This window comes from Allobosea sp. FW305-C-101, assembly GCF_058783685.1.
Window position 1 is genome coordinate 15,361 of the sequence record NZ_JBYSYT010000005.1, and the last position, 15,464, is coordinate 30,824.

13 protein-coding genes are annotated in these 15,464 nt (G+C 67.1%); 11 read left to right on the forward strand and 2 right to left on the reverse strand.

The features are described 5' to 3' along the window. The first annotated feature begins 591 nt into the window (after nt 1–591). From AC3WMA_RS20110 to murD, 8 genes are all read left to right on the forward strand, one after another. Complete coding sequence (locus AC3WMA_RS20110) at nt 592–1,068, forward strand: division/cell wall cluster transcriptional repressor MraZ (RefSeq protein ID WP_492287127.1); 477 nt, start codon at nt 592–594, stop codon at nt 1,066–1,068. Further along, complete coding sequence (rsmH, locus tag AC3WMA_RS20115) at nt 1,065–2,105, forward strand: 16S rRNA (cytosine(1402)-N(4))-methyltransferase RsmH (RefSeq protein ID WP_492287128.1); 1,041 nt, start codon at nt 1,065–1,067, stop codon at nt 2,103–2,105. The genes AC3WMA_RS20110 and rsmH overlap by 4 nt, the downstream gene beginning before the upstream one ends. Nucleotides 2,106–2,107: 2 nt before the next feature. Then, complete coding sequence (ftsL, locus tag AC3WMA_RS20120) at nt 2,108–2,494, forward strand: cell division protein FtsL (protein WP_492287129.1); 387 nt, start codon at nt 2,108–2,110, stop codon at nt 2,492–2,494. Beyond that, nucleotides 2,491–4,269: a peptidoglycan D,D-transpeptidase FtsI family protein gene (locus tag AC3WMA_RS20125; RefSeq protein ID WP_492287130.1), complete on the forward strand. Its 1,779-nt coding sequence runs from the start codon at nt 2,491–2,493 to the stop codon at nt 4,267–4,269. The genes ftsL and AC3WMA_RS20125 overlap by 4 nt, the downstream gene beginning before the upstream one ends. Nucleotides 4,270–4,437: 168 nt before the next feature. After that, nucleotides 4,438–5,886 carry a UDP-N-acetylmuramoyl-L-alanyl-D-glutamate--2,6-diaminopimelate ligase gene (locus AC3WMA_RS20130; protein ID WP_492287131.1) on the forward strand — a complete coding sequence of 483 codons (1,449 nt, stop codon included), beginning with the start codon at nt 4,438–4,440 and terminating at the stop codon, nt 5,884–5,886. Next, complete coding sequence (locus AC3WMA_RS20135; protein WP_492287132.1) at nt 5,886–7,310, forward strand: UDP-N-acetylmuramoylalanyl-D-glutamyl-2,6-diaminopimelate--D-alanyl-D-alanine ligase; 1,425 nt, start codon at nt 5,886–5,888, stop codon at nt 7,308–7,310. Before AC3WMA_RS20130 ends, AC3WMA_RS20135 begins: the two co-directional genes overlap by 1 nt. 21 nt (nt 7,311–7,331) lie before the next feature. Next, nucleotides 7,332–8,414 (forward strand): phospho-N-acetylmuramoyl-pentapeptide-transferase, encoded by a 1,083-nt coding sequence (gene mraY, locus AC3WMA_RS20140; RefSeq protein WP_492287133.1) that lies wholly within the window; start codon nt 7,332–7,334, stop codon nt 8,412–8,414. 10 nt (nt 8,415–8,424) lie between these two features. Then, entirely contained in the window at nt 8,425–9,858 is a 1,434-nt protein-coding gene (gene murD, locus AC3WMA_RS20145; RefSeq protein WP_492287134.1) for a UDP-N-acetylmuramoyl-L-alanine--D-glutamate ligase, read from the forward strand. Nucleotides 9,859–9,871: 13 nt separating this feature from the next. Here murD and AC3WMA_RS20150 read toward each other — a convergent pair whose 3' ends face one another. Next, the gene (locus AC3WMA_RS20150; RefSeq protein ID WP_492287135.1) at nt 9,872–10,864 is read right to left on the reverse strand and encodes a glycerophosphodiester phosphodiesterase family protein; all 993 of its coding nucleotides are present in this window, start codon (nt 10,862–10,864) and stop codon (nt 9,872–9,874) included. A gap of 140 nt (nt 10,865–11,004) precedes the next feature. Continuing rightward, on the reverse strand, nt 11,005–11,484 hold the full coding sequence (locus tag AC3WMA_RS20155; protein ID WP_492287136.1) for a VOC family protein: 480 nt from the start codon (nt 11,482–11,484) through the stop codon (nt 11,005–11,007). 304 nt (nt 11,485–11,788) lie between these two features. On the opposite strand from AC3WMA_RS20155, the gene AC3WMA_RS20160 reads away from it, so the two are divergent. Genes AC3WMA_RS20160 through murC form a run of 3 tightly spaced genes read left to right on the forward strand, consistent with a single transcriptional unit; the run spans nt 11,789 to nt 15,437 of the window. Then, entirely contained in the window at nt 11,789–12,913 is a 1,125-nt protein-coding gene (locus AC3WMA_RS20160) for an FtsW/RodA/SpoVE family cell cycle protein (RefSeq protein WP_492287137.1), read from the forward strand. A gap of 4 nt (nt 12,914–12,917) precedes the next feature. Continuing rightward, complete coding sequence (gene murG / locus AC3WMA_RS20165) at nt 12,918–14,015, forward strand: undecaprenyldiphospho-muramoylpentapeptide beta-N-acetylglucosaminyltransferase (protein ID WP_492287138.1); 1,098 nt, start codon at nt 12,918–12,920, stop codon at nt 14,013–14,015. A gap of 15 nt (nt 14,016–14,030) precedes the next feature. After that, nucleotides 14,031–15,437 carry a UDP-N-acetylmuramate--L-alanine ligase gene (gene murC, locus AC3WMA_RS20170; protein ID WP_492287139.1) on the forward strand — a complete coding sequence of 469 codons (1,407 nt, stop codon included), beginning with the start codon at nt 14,031–14,033 and terminating at the stop codon, nt 15,435–15,437. Nucleotides 15,438–15,464: the final 27 nt, after the last annotated feature.

Here is a 15,464-nt window from a genome sequence, read left to right on the forward strand (position 1 = left end):
ATTCCGGGCAGCTCGAAGGGGCGAGCCACAAATACATGGCACTCACGATCGTCATGCTCGGGCTTGACCCGAGCATCTCATGACCAGTGGGCTCCAGAGCTTCTCCGGCCTGAGATTCTCGGGTCTGCGCTCCGCTCCACCCGAGAATGACGCTCTGTTCGTGGCCGTGGATCCGGTGCACTGACGCGAAGCTGGGAGTTGTGAGGCTTTTGTCGGAAGCCGTTGCGCGGCTCGCCGAAAATAACGCCCCGCTTTCGTAAAAATTTTTCGCAGCGCTGATGCGTTTCTCCGCCTGCCGATAGGGTCGGGCAGCGCCGAATTGCGCGTGCTTACGGATACTTAACCTTAACGAGCTGTGATGGCGGAGAGTCCCCGCGGGTGCGCCGTTGCGCCTGTGATTCCATTGACGCCCATATAGGCCCATGCTATCCCAAATCATCCCGTCGAAGCCGGCAGGCAAACCAAGGGTCAGGCTCCGTGTGCCGCGCGGAATTTGGCTTGCTGGGCTGCCTTGCCCGCCTCGACGGGGAGTCTTTTCGCCGCTCGCCCATCTCAGCAGTGGCGCCTTGAAGAGCAGGCCGGGAGGCGGCGTTGACGGACCGCTTCGTCTCGAATTTCACGAACCGGCTCGACGCCAAGGGGCGTGTCTCCATTCCATCGAGCTTCCGCGCGGTTCTGGCGAAGGATGGCTACGAGGGCCTCTATGTTCATCAGGGCCTCGACCTGCCGGCGCTGGATGCCGGCGGCAATGCGCTTCGGGCCACGATCGACGATATCCTCGCGCGCTTCTCGCCGTTCTCGGACGAGTGGGAATTGCTTTCGACCGCGCTGAACGGCACCTCGGAGGTGCTGAAGATCGACACGGAGGGGCGGATGGTGCTGAGCGAGGCGCTGAAAGCGCATGCCGGCATCGGCGACGCGGTGACCTTCGTCGGCCATGGTCACAAGTTTCAGATCTGGGAGCCGGAGCGGTTCCGCGCGCATCTCGACGCGGCGCGGACGCGCCTGCGCGACGTGAAGCGCACGCTCGGCAGTTTGACCATTCCAACGGGAGGCTCGGGCACATGACGGACCATGGCGACCGTTCCGGCGGAGCCATTGGCGGACCGGTTCGTCATGTGCCCGTGTTGCTCGCCGAGGTTCTGGCCGCGCTCGCGCCGCAGGCCGGCGGGCGCTATCTCGACGGTACCTTCGGGGCAGGGGGCTATTCGCGCGCGATCCTCGAGGCCGCGCCGAATGTGGCCCTGCTCGGGCTCGACCGCGATCCCTCGGCGATCGCCGGCGGGGCCGATCTCGTCGCCGCGATGGCTGGACGATTGACGCTGTCGCAGGCCAATTTCGGCGAGCTTGCCGAGGAGGCCGAGCGCTTCAGGATGGCGCCGCTCGACGGCGTCGTGCTCGATATCGGCGTTTCCTCGATGCAGATCGATCAGGCCGAGCGCGGCTTCTCGTTCCGCTTCGACGGGCCGCTCGACATGCGCATGAGCAGCGCCGGGCAGAGCGCCGCCGACCTCGTCAACGAGGCCGAGGAAGGGCTGCTCGCCAATATCTTTTACCACTACGGCGAGGAGCGCCGCTCGCGCGCCGTGGCGCGGGCCGTGATCGAGGCCCGCCGCAAGGCGCCGATCACGACCACCAAGCAATTGGCCGATCTCGTCGCCAGCATTGTTTGGGGCGAGCCGGGCGGGGCGCATCCGGCGACCCGCGTGTTCCAGGCGCTGCGCATCGCGGTCAATGACGAACTCGGCGAATTGGTCCGGGCGCTGCATGCGGCCGAGACCGTCCTCAAGCCGGGCGGTCGGCTCGTCGTGGTGACCTTCCATTCCCTCGAAGACCGCATCGTCAAGCAGTTCTTCGCCGAGCGTTCCGGCCGGGTGCCGGCGGGCTCGCGCCATGCGCCGGCGGTGGCCGCTGCGCAGCCGACCTTCAGGCTGGTCGAGAAGGGCGCCGTCGCGCCGACGGAGGCCGAGATGCGGGCCAATCCGCGGGCGCGCTCGGCCAAGCTGCGCGCCGCCGCACGCAACGACGCGCCGTCGCGCCGGGCCGATGCCGGGCTCGTCGCGCTCTCCACCGTCCCCGACCCGCAGCCGCGCCGGAGGCCCTGAGCGTGATCAAGCTCCTGCATGTCATCGCCATCGGCGCGCTGGTCTCCTCGGCGGTCTATGCCTATTCGATCAAATACGAGACGACGCTGGCGACCGAGCATCTCCAGAAGCTCAAGTCCAAGACTCAGCGCGAGCGCGACGCCATTGCCGTGCTCAAGGCCGAGTGGCAGTTCCTCAACCGGCCCGACCGCGTCCAGATGCTGGCCGAGCGCCATCTCGACCTGCAGCCCTTCGTGGTGACGCAGGTCGTCAAGCCCTCCGACGTCCCGAACCGCGGCCCGAAGGTCGATGCCATCGGCCGCAAGCTCGAGGATCTCGGGCTGGGCCTGCCGACCGAGACGCCGCGTAACACCAAGGCAGGCGCGACGACGCCGGGAGCCATGCCATGAGCCGCTCGATCGATCAGGAGGCACCGGTGGCAGAGCAGGCGGGGCCGGAGGAGATCGCCGTCAAGCGCGGGCGCCTGGCCTGGCTGCGCGATGTCTTCCGCATGAGCGGCGAGAAGAGCGAGCCGCGCGTCGGCCTCGTCATCCTCGGCTTCTCGGCGCTGTTCCTCGCGATTACCGGCCGGCTGGTCTATCTCGGCGTGGCGCCCAACGAGCAGGTCGGCCTTCGCCGCGCGACCTCCAACGCGATCTCCGCCGCCCGACCCGATATCGTCGACCGCAACGGCGAGGTGATGGCGACCGATATCCGCACGGTCTCGGTCTTCGCCGAGCCGCGCCGCATCCTCGACAAGGACGAGGCGACCGAGCTTCTGACGGCGGTGCTGCCGGATCTCGACGCCAAGGAATTGCGCGACAAGCTCGCTACCAAGAAGGGCTTCGTCTGGGTCAAGCGCGAGATCACGCCGCGCCAGCAGGCGGAGGTGCACCGGCTCGGCATTCCCGGCGTCGGCTTCGTGCCCGAGAACAAGCGCGTTTATCCCAACGGCACTGCCGCAGCCCATGTGCTCGGCTTCGCCAATATCGACAATGTCGGCATCGCCGGCATCGAGAAATATATCGACTCGCAGGGCCTGCAGGACCTGAACGGGGCGGGGCTGGCGACCGAGGCCTCCGACCTGAAGCCGGTGAAGCTCTCGATCGACCTGCGCGTCCAGCATCTGTTGCGCGACGAACTGTCGAAGGGACTCGAGCGCTTCAAGGCCATCGCGGCGGCCGGTGCGATCATGGATGTGAACACCGGCGAGGTGATCGCGCTGGTCTCGCTGCCTGATTTCGACCCCGGCAACCCGGTCGACGCGCTGGAGAAGGACCGGATCAACCGGATGAATGTCGGCGTCTACGAGATGGGCTCGACCTTCAAGGCGCTGACCATCGCGATGGCGCTGGATTCCGGCAAGGCCAACATCAATTCGAGCTATTCGACCGCCGGTGGCATGATGCGGTTCGGCCGTCAGGTCATCAAGGAATACCACGGCACCGGCCGCACGCTCACCGTGCCGGAAGTCTTCCTGCATTCGTCGAACATGGGTTCGATCAAGATGGCGCTGGCCGTCGGCGTCGACGGTCACAAGGCTTTCCTCAGGAAGATGATGCAGCTCGACCGGATGACGACCGAGCTGCCGGAAAGCGCGGCCCCGATCGTTCCGCAGCGCTGGGGCGAGATCAACACCGCGACCATCGCCTTCGGTCACGGCCTCGCGGTCGCGCCGCTGCAGGCGCTGACGGCGGTGGCGGCGCTGGTCAATGGTGGCTACCTGATGAAGCCGACCTTCCTGAAGCGGACCGAAGAGGAGGCGCGCCAGGTCGCGACGCGGGTGATCAAGCCCGAGACCTCGGAGGCGATGCGCTTCATCATGCGGCTGAACGGCGAGAAGGGCTCGGCCCGCAAGGCCAATGTCGAAGGCTATTTCGTCGGCGGCAAGACCGGCACGGCCGAGAAGGTCATCAACGGCCGCTACGCCAAGAACAAGAACTTCACGACCTTCACGGCGATCGCCCCATCCGACAAGCCGAAATACCTGTTCCTTGCGATCTATGACGAGCCGAAGGGCTATGCCGAGAGCGGCGGCTATTCGACCGCGGCGTGGAATGCCGGCGTCACGACCGGCCGCGTGATCGAACGCGCCGGGCCGATCCTGGGGCTCAACCCGCGCTTTGACCCGCCGCCGTCGCCGTTCCCGCTGATGGCGCGGCTCGGCGCCTGGGGTTCGCGCTGAGCGCGCGACGATGGCCGGGTCTCGACCGTCATGCTCGGGCTTGACCCGAGCATCTCTCGACACAGAAGGCTTGGAAGCCTCTTCCGGCCTGAGATTCTCGGGTCTACGCTTCGCTTCGCCCGAGAATGACGGCCGGATGCGGTCAAGGACAACGGAATGATGAACGCGATGTCCTGGACACTCGGAGACCTCTTCCCCGAGATTTTCGAGGCTGAGGCCGCGAGCCAGCAAGTGCATGGCGTCGCCTTCGACAGCCGCAAGGTGACCGGCGACGATGTCTTCGTCGCGCTCGCCGGCGCCAAGGCCGATGGCGCGCGCTTCATCATGGATGCGGTCGGGCATGGCGCGGTCGCGATCGTCTCGGGTGGTCCGCGTCCGGCCGACCTGCCGGCGGGCGTTGCCTTTGCACAGGTCGACGATCCCCGCCTCGCGCTGGCGCTCGCCGCAGCGAAAATCCATCCGCGCCAGCCCAAGACCATCGTCGCGGTGACCGGCACCAGCGGCAAATCCTCGGTTGCGGATTTCACCCGGCAGATATTCCAGGCACTCGGCCATGAAGCGGCGAGCGTCGGCACGATCGGCGTGGTGACCAGCAAGGGCGCCGATTACGGCTCGCTGACAACGCCGGACCCGCTCTCGCTGCACGCCTCCTTCGACACGCTCGCGGGCGAAGGTATCACGCATCTCGCGATGGAGGCGTCCTCGCATGGGCTCGACCAGCGCCGCCTCGACGGTGTGCGCCTGAGCGCCGGTGCCTTCCTCAATCTCGGGCGCGACCATCTCGATTATCACCCGAGCGTCGAGGACTATCTCGCCGCGAAGCTGCGGCTCTGGGAATTGCTTCCGGCGGGCGCGCCGGTCGTTGTCAACCGCGACGAGCCCTATGCGAAGGAGGCGGCTGAAGCTGCGGCCAAGGCGGGGCATCCGATCATCGGCATCGGCCGCAAGGGCGAGGCGCTAACCCTGCTGCGTAACGAGCGCGATGGCTTCTCGCAGCGGCTGACCGTCGGCTTCGACGGCCGCGAATTGTCGGTCGACCTGCCGCTGGTGGGCGATTTCATGGCCGGCAATGCGCTGGTCGCAGCCGGGCTCGCCATCGCGACCGGCGAAGACAAGGCGGCATCGCTTCAGGCAATCTCCGGACTAACGGGCGTCGCAGGGCGGCTCGAACGTGTCGGCGAGGCCAATGGCGGGCTTGTCGTCGTCGATTACGCCCATAAGCCCGATGCGCTCGCGGCGGTGCTGACGACGCTCAGGCCCTATGCGACCGGGCGCCTGATCTGCGTCTTCGGCTGCGGCGGCGATCGCGACAAGGGCAAGCGCCCATTGATGGGCGCGATCGCGGCCGAGAAGGCCGATATCGCCATCGTCACCGACGACAATCCGCGCAGCGAGGACCCGGCGACGATCCGGGCCGAGATCATGGCCGCTTCGCCCAAGCTCCGGGAGATCGGCGACCGCGAGGAAGCGATCAACGCGGCCGTAAAGATGCTGAAGCCTGGGGATTTGCTGGTCGTGGCCGGAAAAGGCCATGAATCCGGCCAGATCATAGGCGACCGGACGCTGCCCTTCTCGGACCATGACGTGGTCCGCAAGGCGCTATCGGAGATCAAGTAATGGGCGCCCCGCTCTGGACCGGAGACAAGCTGATCGCGGCATTGCGCGCGCGGCCCGAGGGCGCCGTGCCGCCGGTCGTGACCGGCGCCTCGATCGATACCCGCACGCTGGAGCCGGGCGACGTCTTCTTCGCCATCACCGGCGAGGCCCGCAACGGGCATGATTTCGTCAAGGCTGCGCTCGACAAGGGCGCTGCGCTCGCCGTGGTCGACGAAGCCCATGCCGCTCAGTTCGAGGGCGTCGGCGCGCTCGCCGTCGTGCCGGACGTGCTGAAGGCGATGGAGCATGCCGGCACCGCGCGCAGGGCCGAGCTCAAGGCCGGTGTCGTCGCCGTCACCGGTTCGGTCGGCAAGACCGGCACCAAGGAGGCGTTGCGCCTCGTGCTCTCGCGCCAGGGCAAGACCCATGCGCCGGTTGCCTCCTACAACAACCACTGGGGCGTGCCGCTGACGTTATGTCGCACCCCCGCCGACGTCGCCTATGGCGTCTACGAGATCGGCATGAACAGCCCCGGCGAGATCGTGCCCCTGGCGCGGATGGTGCGCCCGCAGGTCGCAATCGTCACCACGATCCAGCCCGTGCATCTCGCCGCCTTCGCTTCGCTGGAGGGGATCGCCGAGGAAAAGGCGGGTGTTTACTGGGAGCTTGAGAAGGGCGGCACGGCGATCGTCAACGCCGATATCCCGCAATCCGAATTGCTGCGCGACATCGCCAAGTCCGGTCCCGCCGGGCGGATCATCACCTTCGGCGAAAGCCCTGATGCCGATGTGAAGCTGATCTTCTGCGCGCTGAAGCCCGATATGTCGACTGTCGAGGCCCGCGTCTTCGGCGAGCCCGTGACCTACCGGCTGGGCAGCCCCGGCAAGCATATCGTGCTGAATTCGCTCGCCGTGCTCGCCTCCGTCCATGCACTCGGCGCTGATCTCGCACTGGCGGCGCTGGCGCTGGGCGATCTCACGCCACCGGCCGGGCGCGGCGCGCGGCAGGTGCTGCAGGTGCCGGGCGGCAGGATCACGCTGCTCGACGAAAGCTATAACGGCAATCCCGCCTCGATGCGCGCCGCGATCGAGAATCTCGGCCGCCTGCCGGTCGAGGGCCGGGGCCGGCGCATCGCCGTGCTCGGCGACATGCTGGAGCTCGGGCAGACCGGCCCGGAGCTGCATCGGGGACTGGCCGAGCCGCTGGTTTCGAACGGGATCGACAAGGTCTTCACCTGCGGCCCGCTGATGAAAGGGCTGCATGAAAGCTTGCCTTCCGCCATGCGGGGGGCTTATGCCGCCACCGCGAGCGAGCTGGAGCCGCTCGTGCTCGATGCGATTCGCGCCGGCGACACCGTCACGGTCAAGGGATCGCTGGGCACGCGCATGGGTCCGATCGTCAAGGCGATCCTCGCGCGCTTTCCTGCCGTGCCTGCCGAAGACTGATTTACAAGAGAACCCTGCAGCATGCTCGTCTGGCTCGCCGACTTCGCCAGCACCTTCCCGGTGCTGAACGTCTTCCGCTACATCACCTTCCGCGCAGGCGGGGCGACCGCGACGGCGCTGCTCTTCGTCTTCTTCTTCGGGCCCTCGGCCATCTCCTGGCTGCGGATCAAGCAGGGCAAGGGCCAGCCGATCCGCACCGACGGGCCGGAATCGCATCTCGCCAAGCGCGGCACGCCGACCATGGGCGGGCTGATGATCCTGACCGGGCTGTTCGTCGCGGTGCTGCTCTGGGGCAACCTGCGCAACCCTTACGTCTGGATCGTGCTCGGCGTCACCGCGGCCTATGGCGCGATCGGCTTCTATGACGACTATCTCAAGGTCACCAAGCAGTCGCACAAGGGCTTCTCGGGCAAGGCGCGCATCGCGATCGAGGTCGTGGTCGCGCTGATCGCCTGCTATTTCATCATGCAGACGCAGCCGCCGGCGATCTCGTCGGGCTTCGCGATGCCCTTCCTCAAGGAAGCGATCATTCCGCTCGGCATCCTGTTCCCGCTGGTCGCTGCCTTCGTCGTGGTCGGCGCCGGCAATTCGGTGAACCTGACCGACGGGCTCGACGGGCTCGCCATCGTGCCAGTGATGATCGCGGCCGGCACCTTCGGCTTCATCTCCTATCTCGTCGGCAACGCGATCTTCGCGAACTACCTGCAGATTCATCACATCCCCGGCGCGGGCGAGCTCGCCGTCATCTGTGGCGCGGTGATCGGTGCCGGCCTCGGCTTCCTCTGGTTCAATGCGCCGCCGGCCCAGATCTTCATGGGCGATACCGGCTCGCTGGGTCTCGGCGGCCTGCTCGGCACCATCGCGGTCGCGACCAAGCACGAGATCGTGCTCGCCATCGTCGGCGGCCTCTTCGTGGTCGAGGCGCTCTCGGTGATCATCCAGGTCTTCGTGTTCAAGCGCACGGGCAAGCGCGTCTTCCTGATGGCGCCGATCCACCACCATTTCGAGAAGCTGGGCTGGACCGAGCCGCAGGTCGTGATCCGCTTCTGGATCATCTCGGTCGTGCTGGCGCTGGTCGGCCTCGCCACGCTGAAGCTGCGCTGAGAGTGCCCGCATGACGCCCGTCACAGTCTTCGCCGGGCGCAAGGTCGCCCTGTTCGGCCTCGGTGGCTCGGGGCTCGCCACGGCGCGCGCACTCAAGATGGGCGGTGCCGAGGTCGCGGCCTGGGACGATAACGAGAAGAGCCGGGAGAAGGCTGCGACCGAGGGCATCGCCATCGTCGATCTTGCGAGCGCCGACTGGTCGGGTTTCGCTGCCTTCGTGCTCTCGCCCGGCGTGCCGCTGACCCATCCCGAACCACATTGGACCGTCGGCAAGGCCAAGGCTGCCGGCGTCGCGATCATCGGCGATGTCGAATTGTTCTTCCTGGAGCGGGCGAAGGTCGCACCGGATTCGCCGGTCGTCTGCATCACCGGCACCAACGGCAAATCGACCACGACGGCGCTGATCACCCATGTGCTGAAGCAAGCCGGCCGCGACGTACAGATGGGCGGCAATATCGGCACCGCCGTGCTGGCGCTGGAGCCGCCGGCTGCGAACCGCATCCATGTCATCGAGTGCTCGAGCTTCCAGATCGATCTCGCGCCTTCGCTTCAGCCTACCGTCGGCATCCAGATGAACCTGACGCCGGACCATCTCGACCGGCACGGCTCGCTGGAGAACTATGCGGCGATCAAGGAGCGGCTGGTCGCGGCGGCCGATATCGCGGTGGTGGGCGTCGATGACGAGGCTTCCAAGCAGATGGCGCGCCGCCGCGCTGCCGCAGGCCGCCCGCTCGTGAAGATCAGCGGCGAGCAGCCGCTCGACGAAGGCGTCTTCGCCGGTGTCACCGCCAATCAGGGCCGGCTCGATACGCGCATCGTCGAGGTCAAGGACGGCAAGCCTAAGGTCGTCGCCAATCTCGCCGGCATCGGCTCCCTGCGAGGCTCGCACAATGCGCAGAATGCGGCGGCTGCCTTCGCCGCCTGTTCAGCGCTCGGCCTCACGGCCGAGGAGATCGCGGCCGGCTTCAAGACTTATCCGGGTCTGGCGCATCGCATGGAGGAGCTCGGCCGCATTGGTCGAGTCGTCTTCATCAACGATTCCAAGGCGACCAACGCGGACTCAACCGAGAAGGCGCTGACCTCCTTCCACGGCATCTTCTGGATCCTCGGCGGCAAGGCCAAGGATGGCGGCATCGAAAGCTTGCGCCGCTATTTCCCGAACATCGCCCGCGCCTATCTGATCGGTGCGGCGAGCGACCTCTTCGCTGCGACCTTCGACGATGACGGGCGCGTCGCCTATGAGCGCAGCGTCACGCTCGACAAGGCCGTGGCCGATGCCACGCGCGATGCTCTGGCGGCGACGGGCGAGGGCGAGATCGCGGTGCTGCTTTCGCCGGCCTGCGCCTCCTACGACCAGTTCCCGAACTTCGAAGTGCGCGGCGACAGGTTCCGCAAGCTCGTCGCGGACTTGCCGGGCTTCGAGCCCTTCGGCGGCAAGCGCTAACCGCCAGCCTTCGTCAGGGTGCCGCCGGCTTGCGGGGCTTGAGCGCAGCCGCGACCGCCTCGATCTCGTTGGTGAACACGCCGCCGGCATAGCCCGCCGGCAGGCGCTCGATATCGGCCTTGCTGTCGATGCCGGTGGAATGCTCGCCGCCGCGATAGTCCCCGAGCACGAAGACGGGGCTGCCCACGGCCTCCGTCCGCGCGAGGAAGCGATTCGGCCAGCCCCAGAGCCAGGGCGCGATGTTGATCGGCACGAACACGACCATCGAGCGGCAGGCATCCGGCGCCATGCCCGTCCAGCCCGTGCCGAGATAGCGCAGCAGGCAGGTCTTCAGCGAAGCGCGCGACATCGCCGTGATATCCGGCGCCTGCGCCCGCAGGGTCGCAATCGGATTGTCGCCGCCATAGACCAGAAGCGTCGCGCGCCGCTGCGGCGGCAGGGCGTTGAGGACCGCGGCGAGCTTCGTGCCTTCGGTCGGGTCGTTGCTCTTCACGTTGATCAGGAAGGTCTTGTCCGGAAAGCGCTGCAGGACCTCGTCGAGCGTCGGCATGAGGCCGATACCCTTGCCACGGAAGGGAAAGCTCTTGCCGCCATCGGCGGTGTAGCCGTAGCCGAGGTCGAGCTTCCGGAGATCGGCCATGCTGTGCTCGCGCGTGACGCCGAGGCCATCGGTGCGGCAATCGACCGTCCAGTCGTGGAAGACTGCGAACTGCCCGTCCGTCGTCGGGTGGACGTCCAGCTCGACGATGTCGGCACCGGCCTCGAAGCTCGCCTGCATCGAAGCGATCGTGTTTTCGAGATAGCTATGGGTCGGCGGCAGCATGCGCGTTGCGGTGCAGCCGTCCCGCGTCAGCCCGGCCGTGTCGAACTGCTGGGCTATGCCGCGATGCGCCAGCAGGACGGGGCCGCCGCCGCGCGCCGGTGCGAGGTGGTTCGTGTTACCGACATAGAGGAGCGCGGCGAGCGCGAGCACGCCGAGGGCAACACCACGCCAAATCTTCCGCAAGTTGTCCTCCCGATCGCGAATCAAGCGGCGCTTGAATCGCGTCGCTGCGGGATCGATCACGGACGGGGTGACGGAATTGCGGCGCGGCCTGTCGTCCTGCTCTCGATCGCAGCCAGGGGCTTCGCTGGAACAGTCGCGTCTCAGCCGCGCCGGGCAGCTTCGATCTCGGCGACGTCGATCTTCTGCATCGTCATCATCGCGGCGAAGGCGCGCTTCGCTTCCTCGCCGCCGACGGCCAGCGCCTCGGTCAGCACGCGCGGTGTGATCTGCCAGGACAGGCCCCATTTGTCCTTGCACCAGCCGCATTCACTTTCCTGCCCGCCATTGCCGACGATGGCGTTCCAGTAGCGGTCCGTCTCTTCCTGATCCTCGGTCGCGATCTGGAAGGAGAAGGCCTCGCTGTGCTTGAAGGTCGGCCCGCCATTCAGGCCGAGGCAGGGGATGCCGAGCACGGTGAAGGTGACGGTCAGCACGTCGCCGGCCTTGCCGGAGGGGAAATCGGTCGGTGCGCGGAAGACCTCGTTCACGGCGCTGTCCGGGAAAGTCTCGGCATAGAAGCGGGCGGCAGCCTCGGCGTTCTTGTCGTACCACAGGCAGATCGTATTCTTGGCGATGGCCATGATCAGTCCTTTCGCTGTCGAGACGGGTGCGGCGTGAAACTCCCGGCATGAGCCGACAATGCGTGTCAGGAGCGGCCCCTGCATCTGAGCGGCGGCACGAGTCCGATTTGAGGCGAGAGGCTGATCGAGGTGGCCGAAGCTGCGCCGTAAAGGCCACGAAGCGCCATGCGCGGCTGTGGATCGCGAGGCTCGGATGCCGCCGATCCGGGGCATCGGAATCAATCGGTTAACCATTCATTGACAGAGTGATTCGTCACGCAAGCGCGGTTTCGGCCGCGCCGAATTTGTCGATCGGATACCCGTCATGGTCTCGCGCGCGGAACCTTCTCTCAGCGGCCGCTGGTGGTGGTCGATCGACCGCCTCATTCTGACCGCGCTCGTCGCCCTGATGGTCTCGGGCGTTGTGCTGCTGATGGCGGGCGGGCCGCCGGTGGCCGAGCGTCTGGGGCTCTCGACCTTCCATTTCGTCAACCGGCAGGCGGCCTATCTCGTCGGCGCGATGGCGATCTTTCTCGGGGTCTCGCTGATGACGCCACGCCAGGTGCGCCGCGCCGCGCTGCTGATCTATCTCGGCTCGCTCGCGATGGTGGTGGCGACGCTCTATTTCGGTGTCGAGGTGAAGGGCGCCAAGCGCTGGCTGACACTCGGGCCGTTGGGCTCGGTCCAGCCGTCCGAATTCCTCAAGCCCGCTTTCGTCATCATGGCCGCCTGGGCCTTCGCCGAGGGCACGCGCCGGCCGGACCTGCCGGGCACGATCCTGGCGCTGCTGCTGCTGCCGATCACCATCGTGCCGCTCGTCCTCCAGCCCGATTTCGGCCAGACCATGCTGGTCAGCCTCGTCTGGTGCGGGCTGTTCTTCGTCGCCGGCCTGCACTGGTTCTGGGTGATCGGGCTGGGCGGCGTCGGCGCTGTCGGCATCCTGGTCGCCTATGAACTGGTGCCGCACGTTCGGGCCCGCATCGAGCGCTTCATGGACAAGGGCTCGGGCGATTCCTTCCAGGTCGACACGGCGCTGGAGAGTTTCGCGCAGGGCGGCTGGCTCGGCAAAGGCCCGGGCGAGGGCACCGTGAAGCGCATCCTGCCCGACGCCCATACCGACTTCATCTTCGCGGTGACCGCCGAGGAATTCGGCATCGTGGTCTGCATGCTGCTGGTCGCGCTCTTCGCGGCCATCGTGATCCGGGCGCTGTTCGTGGCGCAGAAGGCGGAGGACCCGTTCATCCGCCTCGCGGTCACCGGCCTTGCCCTGCTCTTCGGCATCCAGGCGGCGATCAACATGATGGTCAACCTGCACATGATGCCGGCCAAGGGCATGACCCTGCCTTTCATCTCCTATGGTGGCTCTTCGCTGCTCTCGCTCGCGGTCGGCACCGGCTTCCTGCTGGCATTGACCAGACGCCGCCCGCGTGCCGTCGATTTCGGGCGCTGACCGGATGGGCAAGCTGATCATGCTGGCGGCCGGGGGAACCGGTGGCCATCTCTTCCCGGCGGAGGCGCTGAGCCACGCGCTGCACGCCAAGGGCATGCGCGTCGTGCTGATGACCGATACGCGCGCCGCCGAGTTCGCCGGCAATTTCCCGGCCGAGGCGGTGCATGCGGTGCCGGCGGCGACGCCGTCCGGTCGTTCGCCGCTGCAAAAGGCCAAGGCGCTGTTCGCCATCGCCAAGGGCACGTTCGCGGCGCGGCGGATCATCGGGCAGGTGAAGCCGGCCGTGGTCGTCGGCTTCGGCGGCTATCCGACGGTGCCGCCGGTGCTCGGCGCGTCGCTTGCCGGGGTGAAGACGCTGATCCACGAGCAGAACGCGGTGATCGGCCGCGCCAACCGCTTCCTTGCTGGCCGCGCCGACGTGATCGCGACCGGCTTCGCGAGGGTCGGCGGGCTCACCGAGGCCCAGCAGGCCAAGTGCCGGCATGTCGGCAACCCCGTGCGCCCCGCCGTGATCGAGGCCGCAGGCCGCGAATACGACTGGCCAGGCGAGGGCAAGATCAGCCTCCTCGTCTTCGGCGGCAGCCAGGGCGCGCGCATCATGGCCGATATCGTGCCGCCGGCGATTGAGCTCCTCACCGAGGCCGAGCGGGCGCGCCTGACCATCGTGCAGCAGGCGCGGGCCGAGGACGACGGGCGCGTGCGCGGCATCTACGAGACGCTCGGCGTCCAGGCGACGATCGCGCCCTTCTTCAAGGACCTGCCGGCGCAGATGGCGGCGGCGCAGCTCGTGATCGCCCGCTCCGGCGCCTCGACCGTAGCCGAACTCACCGTGATCGGCCGGCCGGCTTTGCTCGTGCCGCTGCCGGGCTCGCTCGACCAGGACCAGGCGGCGAACGCGGCCTTCCTCGAAGGCGTGGGCGGGGCGACCCGCATCCTCCAGCCGGACTTCACGCCGCGTCATCTTGCTGCCGAATTGTCGAAGTTGATCGCGCAGCCCGCACACTTGACGACGATGGCCGCAAACGCGAAGAGCGCCGGCATCCCTGACGCCGCCGACCGCCTGGCCGATCTCGTGATCGCCACGGCCAATCATTCGAACTGACAGGATTCCAGGACCATGAAGCTGCCGCCGAAGCTCGGCTCCATCCATTTCGTCGGCATCGGCGGCATCGGCATGTCCGGCATCGCCGAGGTCCTGCACAATCTCGGCTACAAGGTGCAGGGCTCGGACGCCTCCGACGGCGCCAATGTCAAGCGCCTCGCCGACAAGGGCATCACCACCTTCGTCGGCCACAAGGCGGAGAATCTCGGCGAGGCCGAGGTCGTCGTAGTCTCGACCGCGATCAAGCGCGATAATCCGGAGCTGCTCGCCGCTCGCGAAAAACGCCTGCCGGTCGTGCGCCGCGCCGAGATGCTGGCCGAATTGATGCGCCTGAAGAGCTGCGTCGCCATCGCCGGCACCCATGGCAAGACGACCACGACCTCGCTGGTCGCGACGCTGCTGGAGAAGGGCGGGCTCGACCCGACCGTGATCAACGGCGGCATCATCAACGCCTACGGCACCAATGCCCGCATGGGCGAGAGCGACTGGATGGTGGTCGAGGCCGACGAGTCCGACGGCACCTTCCTGAAGCTCCCGGCCGACGTCGCGATCGTCACCAATATCGACCCCGAGCATCTCGATCATTTCGGCACCTTCGACGCGATCAAGGCGGCCTTCCGCTCCTTCGTCGAGAACCTGCCGTTCTACGGTTTCGCGGTGATGTGCATCGACCATCCGACGGTGCAGGGGCTCGTCGGCCAGATCACCGACCGCCGCGTCGTCACCTATGGCGAGAACCCGCAGGCCGATTTCCGCCTGATCGACATCGATCTCTCCGGCGGGCAGGCGAAGTTCACGCTGCTGATCCGCGACCGCAAGACCGGACGCGACGAGGTGATCCGTGATCTCATCATGCCGATGCCGGGCCATCACAATGCGCTCAACGCCACGGCTGCGATCGCCGTCGCCTACGATCTGGGCATCCCGGTCGAGCGCATCCGCGAGGCGCTGGCCGGCTTCGGTGGCGTCAAGCGCCGCTTCACCAAGACCGGCGAGTGGAACGGCGCGCTGATCTTCGACGATTACGGCCACCATCCGGTCGAGATCGCGGCTGTGCTCAAGGCCGCGCGCGCCTCGACGAAGAACAAGGTGATCGCGATCGTCCAGCCGCATCGCTACACCCGTTTGTCCAGCCTGTTCGACGATTTCGCCGCCTGCTTCAACGATGCCGACACGGTGATCGTGGCGGATACCTATGCGGCCGGCGAGGCGCCGATCGCGGGCGCCGACCGCGATTCGCTGGTCGCCGGCATCAAGGCGCGCGGCCATCGCCATGCGCTGCCTCTGGAGAGTTCGGACAAGCTCGCCGGGATGGTGGCGGAACTGGCGGGGCTGGGCGACTATGTCGTGTTCCTGGGCGCCGGCAACATCACCCAATGGGCCTATGCGCTGCCGGGCGAACTGGCGGCGTTGAAGGGGTAATTTCGCGCAGTCCACCCCGCCGTCATT

Coding starts and splice junctions, on each gene's coding strand:
- rsmH (WP_492287128.1), top strand. CDS start 1,065: ATGACGGACCATGGCGACCGTTCCGGCGGAGCCATTGGCGGACCGGTT.
- AC3WMA_RS20125 (WP_492287130.1), top strand. CDS start 2,491: ATGAGCCGCTCGATCGATCAGGAGGCACCGGTGGCAGAGCAGGCGGGG.
- AC3WMA_RS20130 (WP_492287131.1), top strand. CDS start 4,438: ATGTCCTGGACACTCGGAGACCTCTTCCCCGAGATTTTCGAGGCTGAG.
- AC3WMA_RS20135 (WP_492287132.1), top strand. CDS start 5,886: ATGGGCGCCCCGCTCTGGACCGGAGACAAGCTGATCGCGGCATTGCGC.
- mraY (WP_492287133.1), top strand. CDS start 7,332: ATGCTCGTCTGGCTCGCCGACTTCGCCAGCACCTTCCCGGTGCTGAAC.
- murD (WP_492287134.1), top strand. CDS start 8,425: ATGACGCCCGTCACAGTCTTCGCCGGGCGCAAGGTCGCCCTGTTCGGC.
- AC3WMA_RS20155 (WP_492287136.1), bottom strand. CDS start 11,484: ATGGCCATCGCCAAGAATACGATCTGCCTGTGGTACGACAAGAACGCC.
- AC3WMA_RS20160 (WP_492287137.1), top strand. CDS start 11,789: ATGGTCTCGCGCGCGGAACCTTCTCTCAGCGGCCGCTGGTGGTGGTCG.
- murG (WP_492287138.1), top strand. CDS start 12,918: ATGGGCAAGCTGATCATGCTGGCGGCCGGGGGAACCGGTGGCCATCTC.
- murC (WP_492287139.1), top strand. CDS start 14,031: ATGAAGCTGCCGCCGAAGCTCGGCTCCATCCATTTCGTCGGCATCGGC.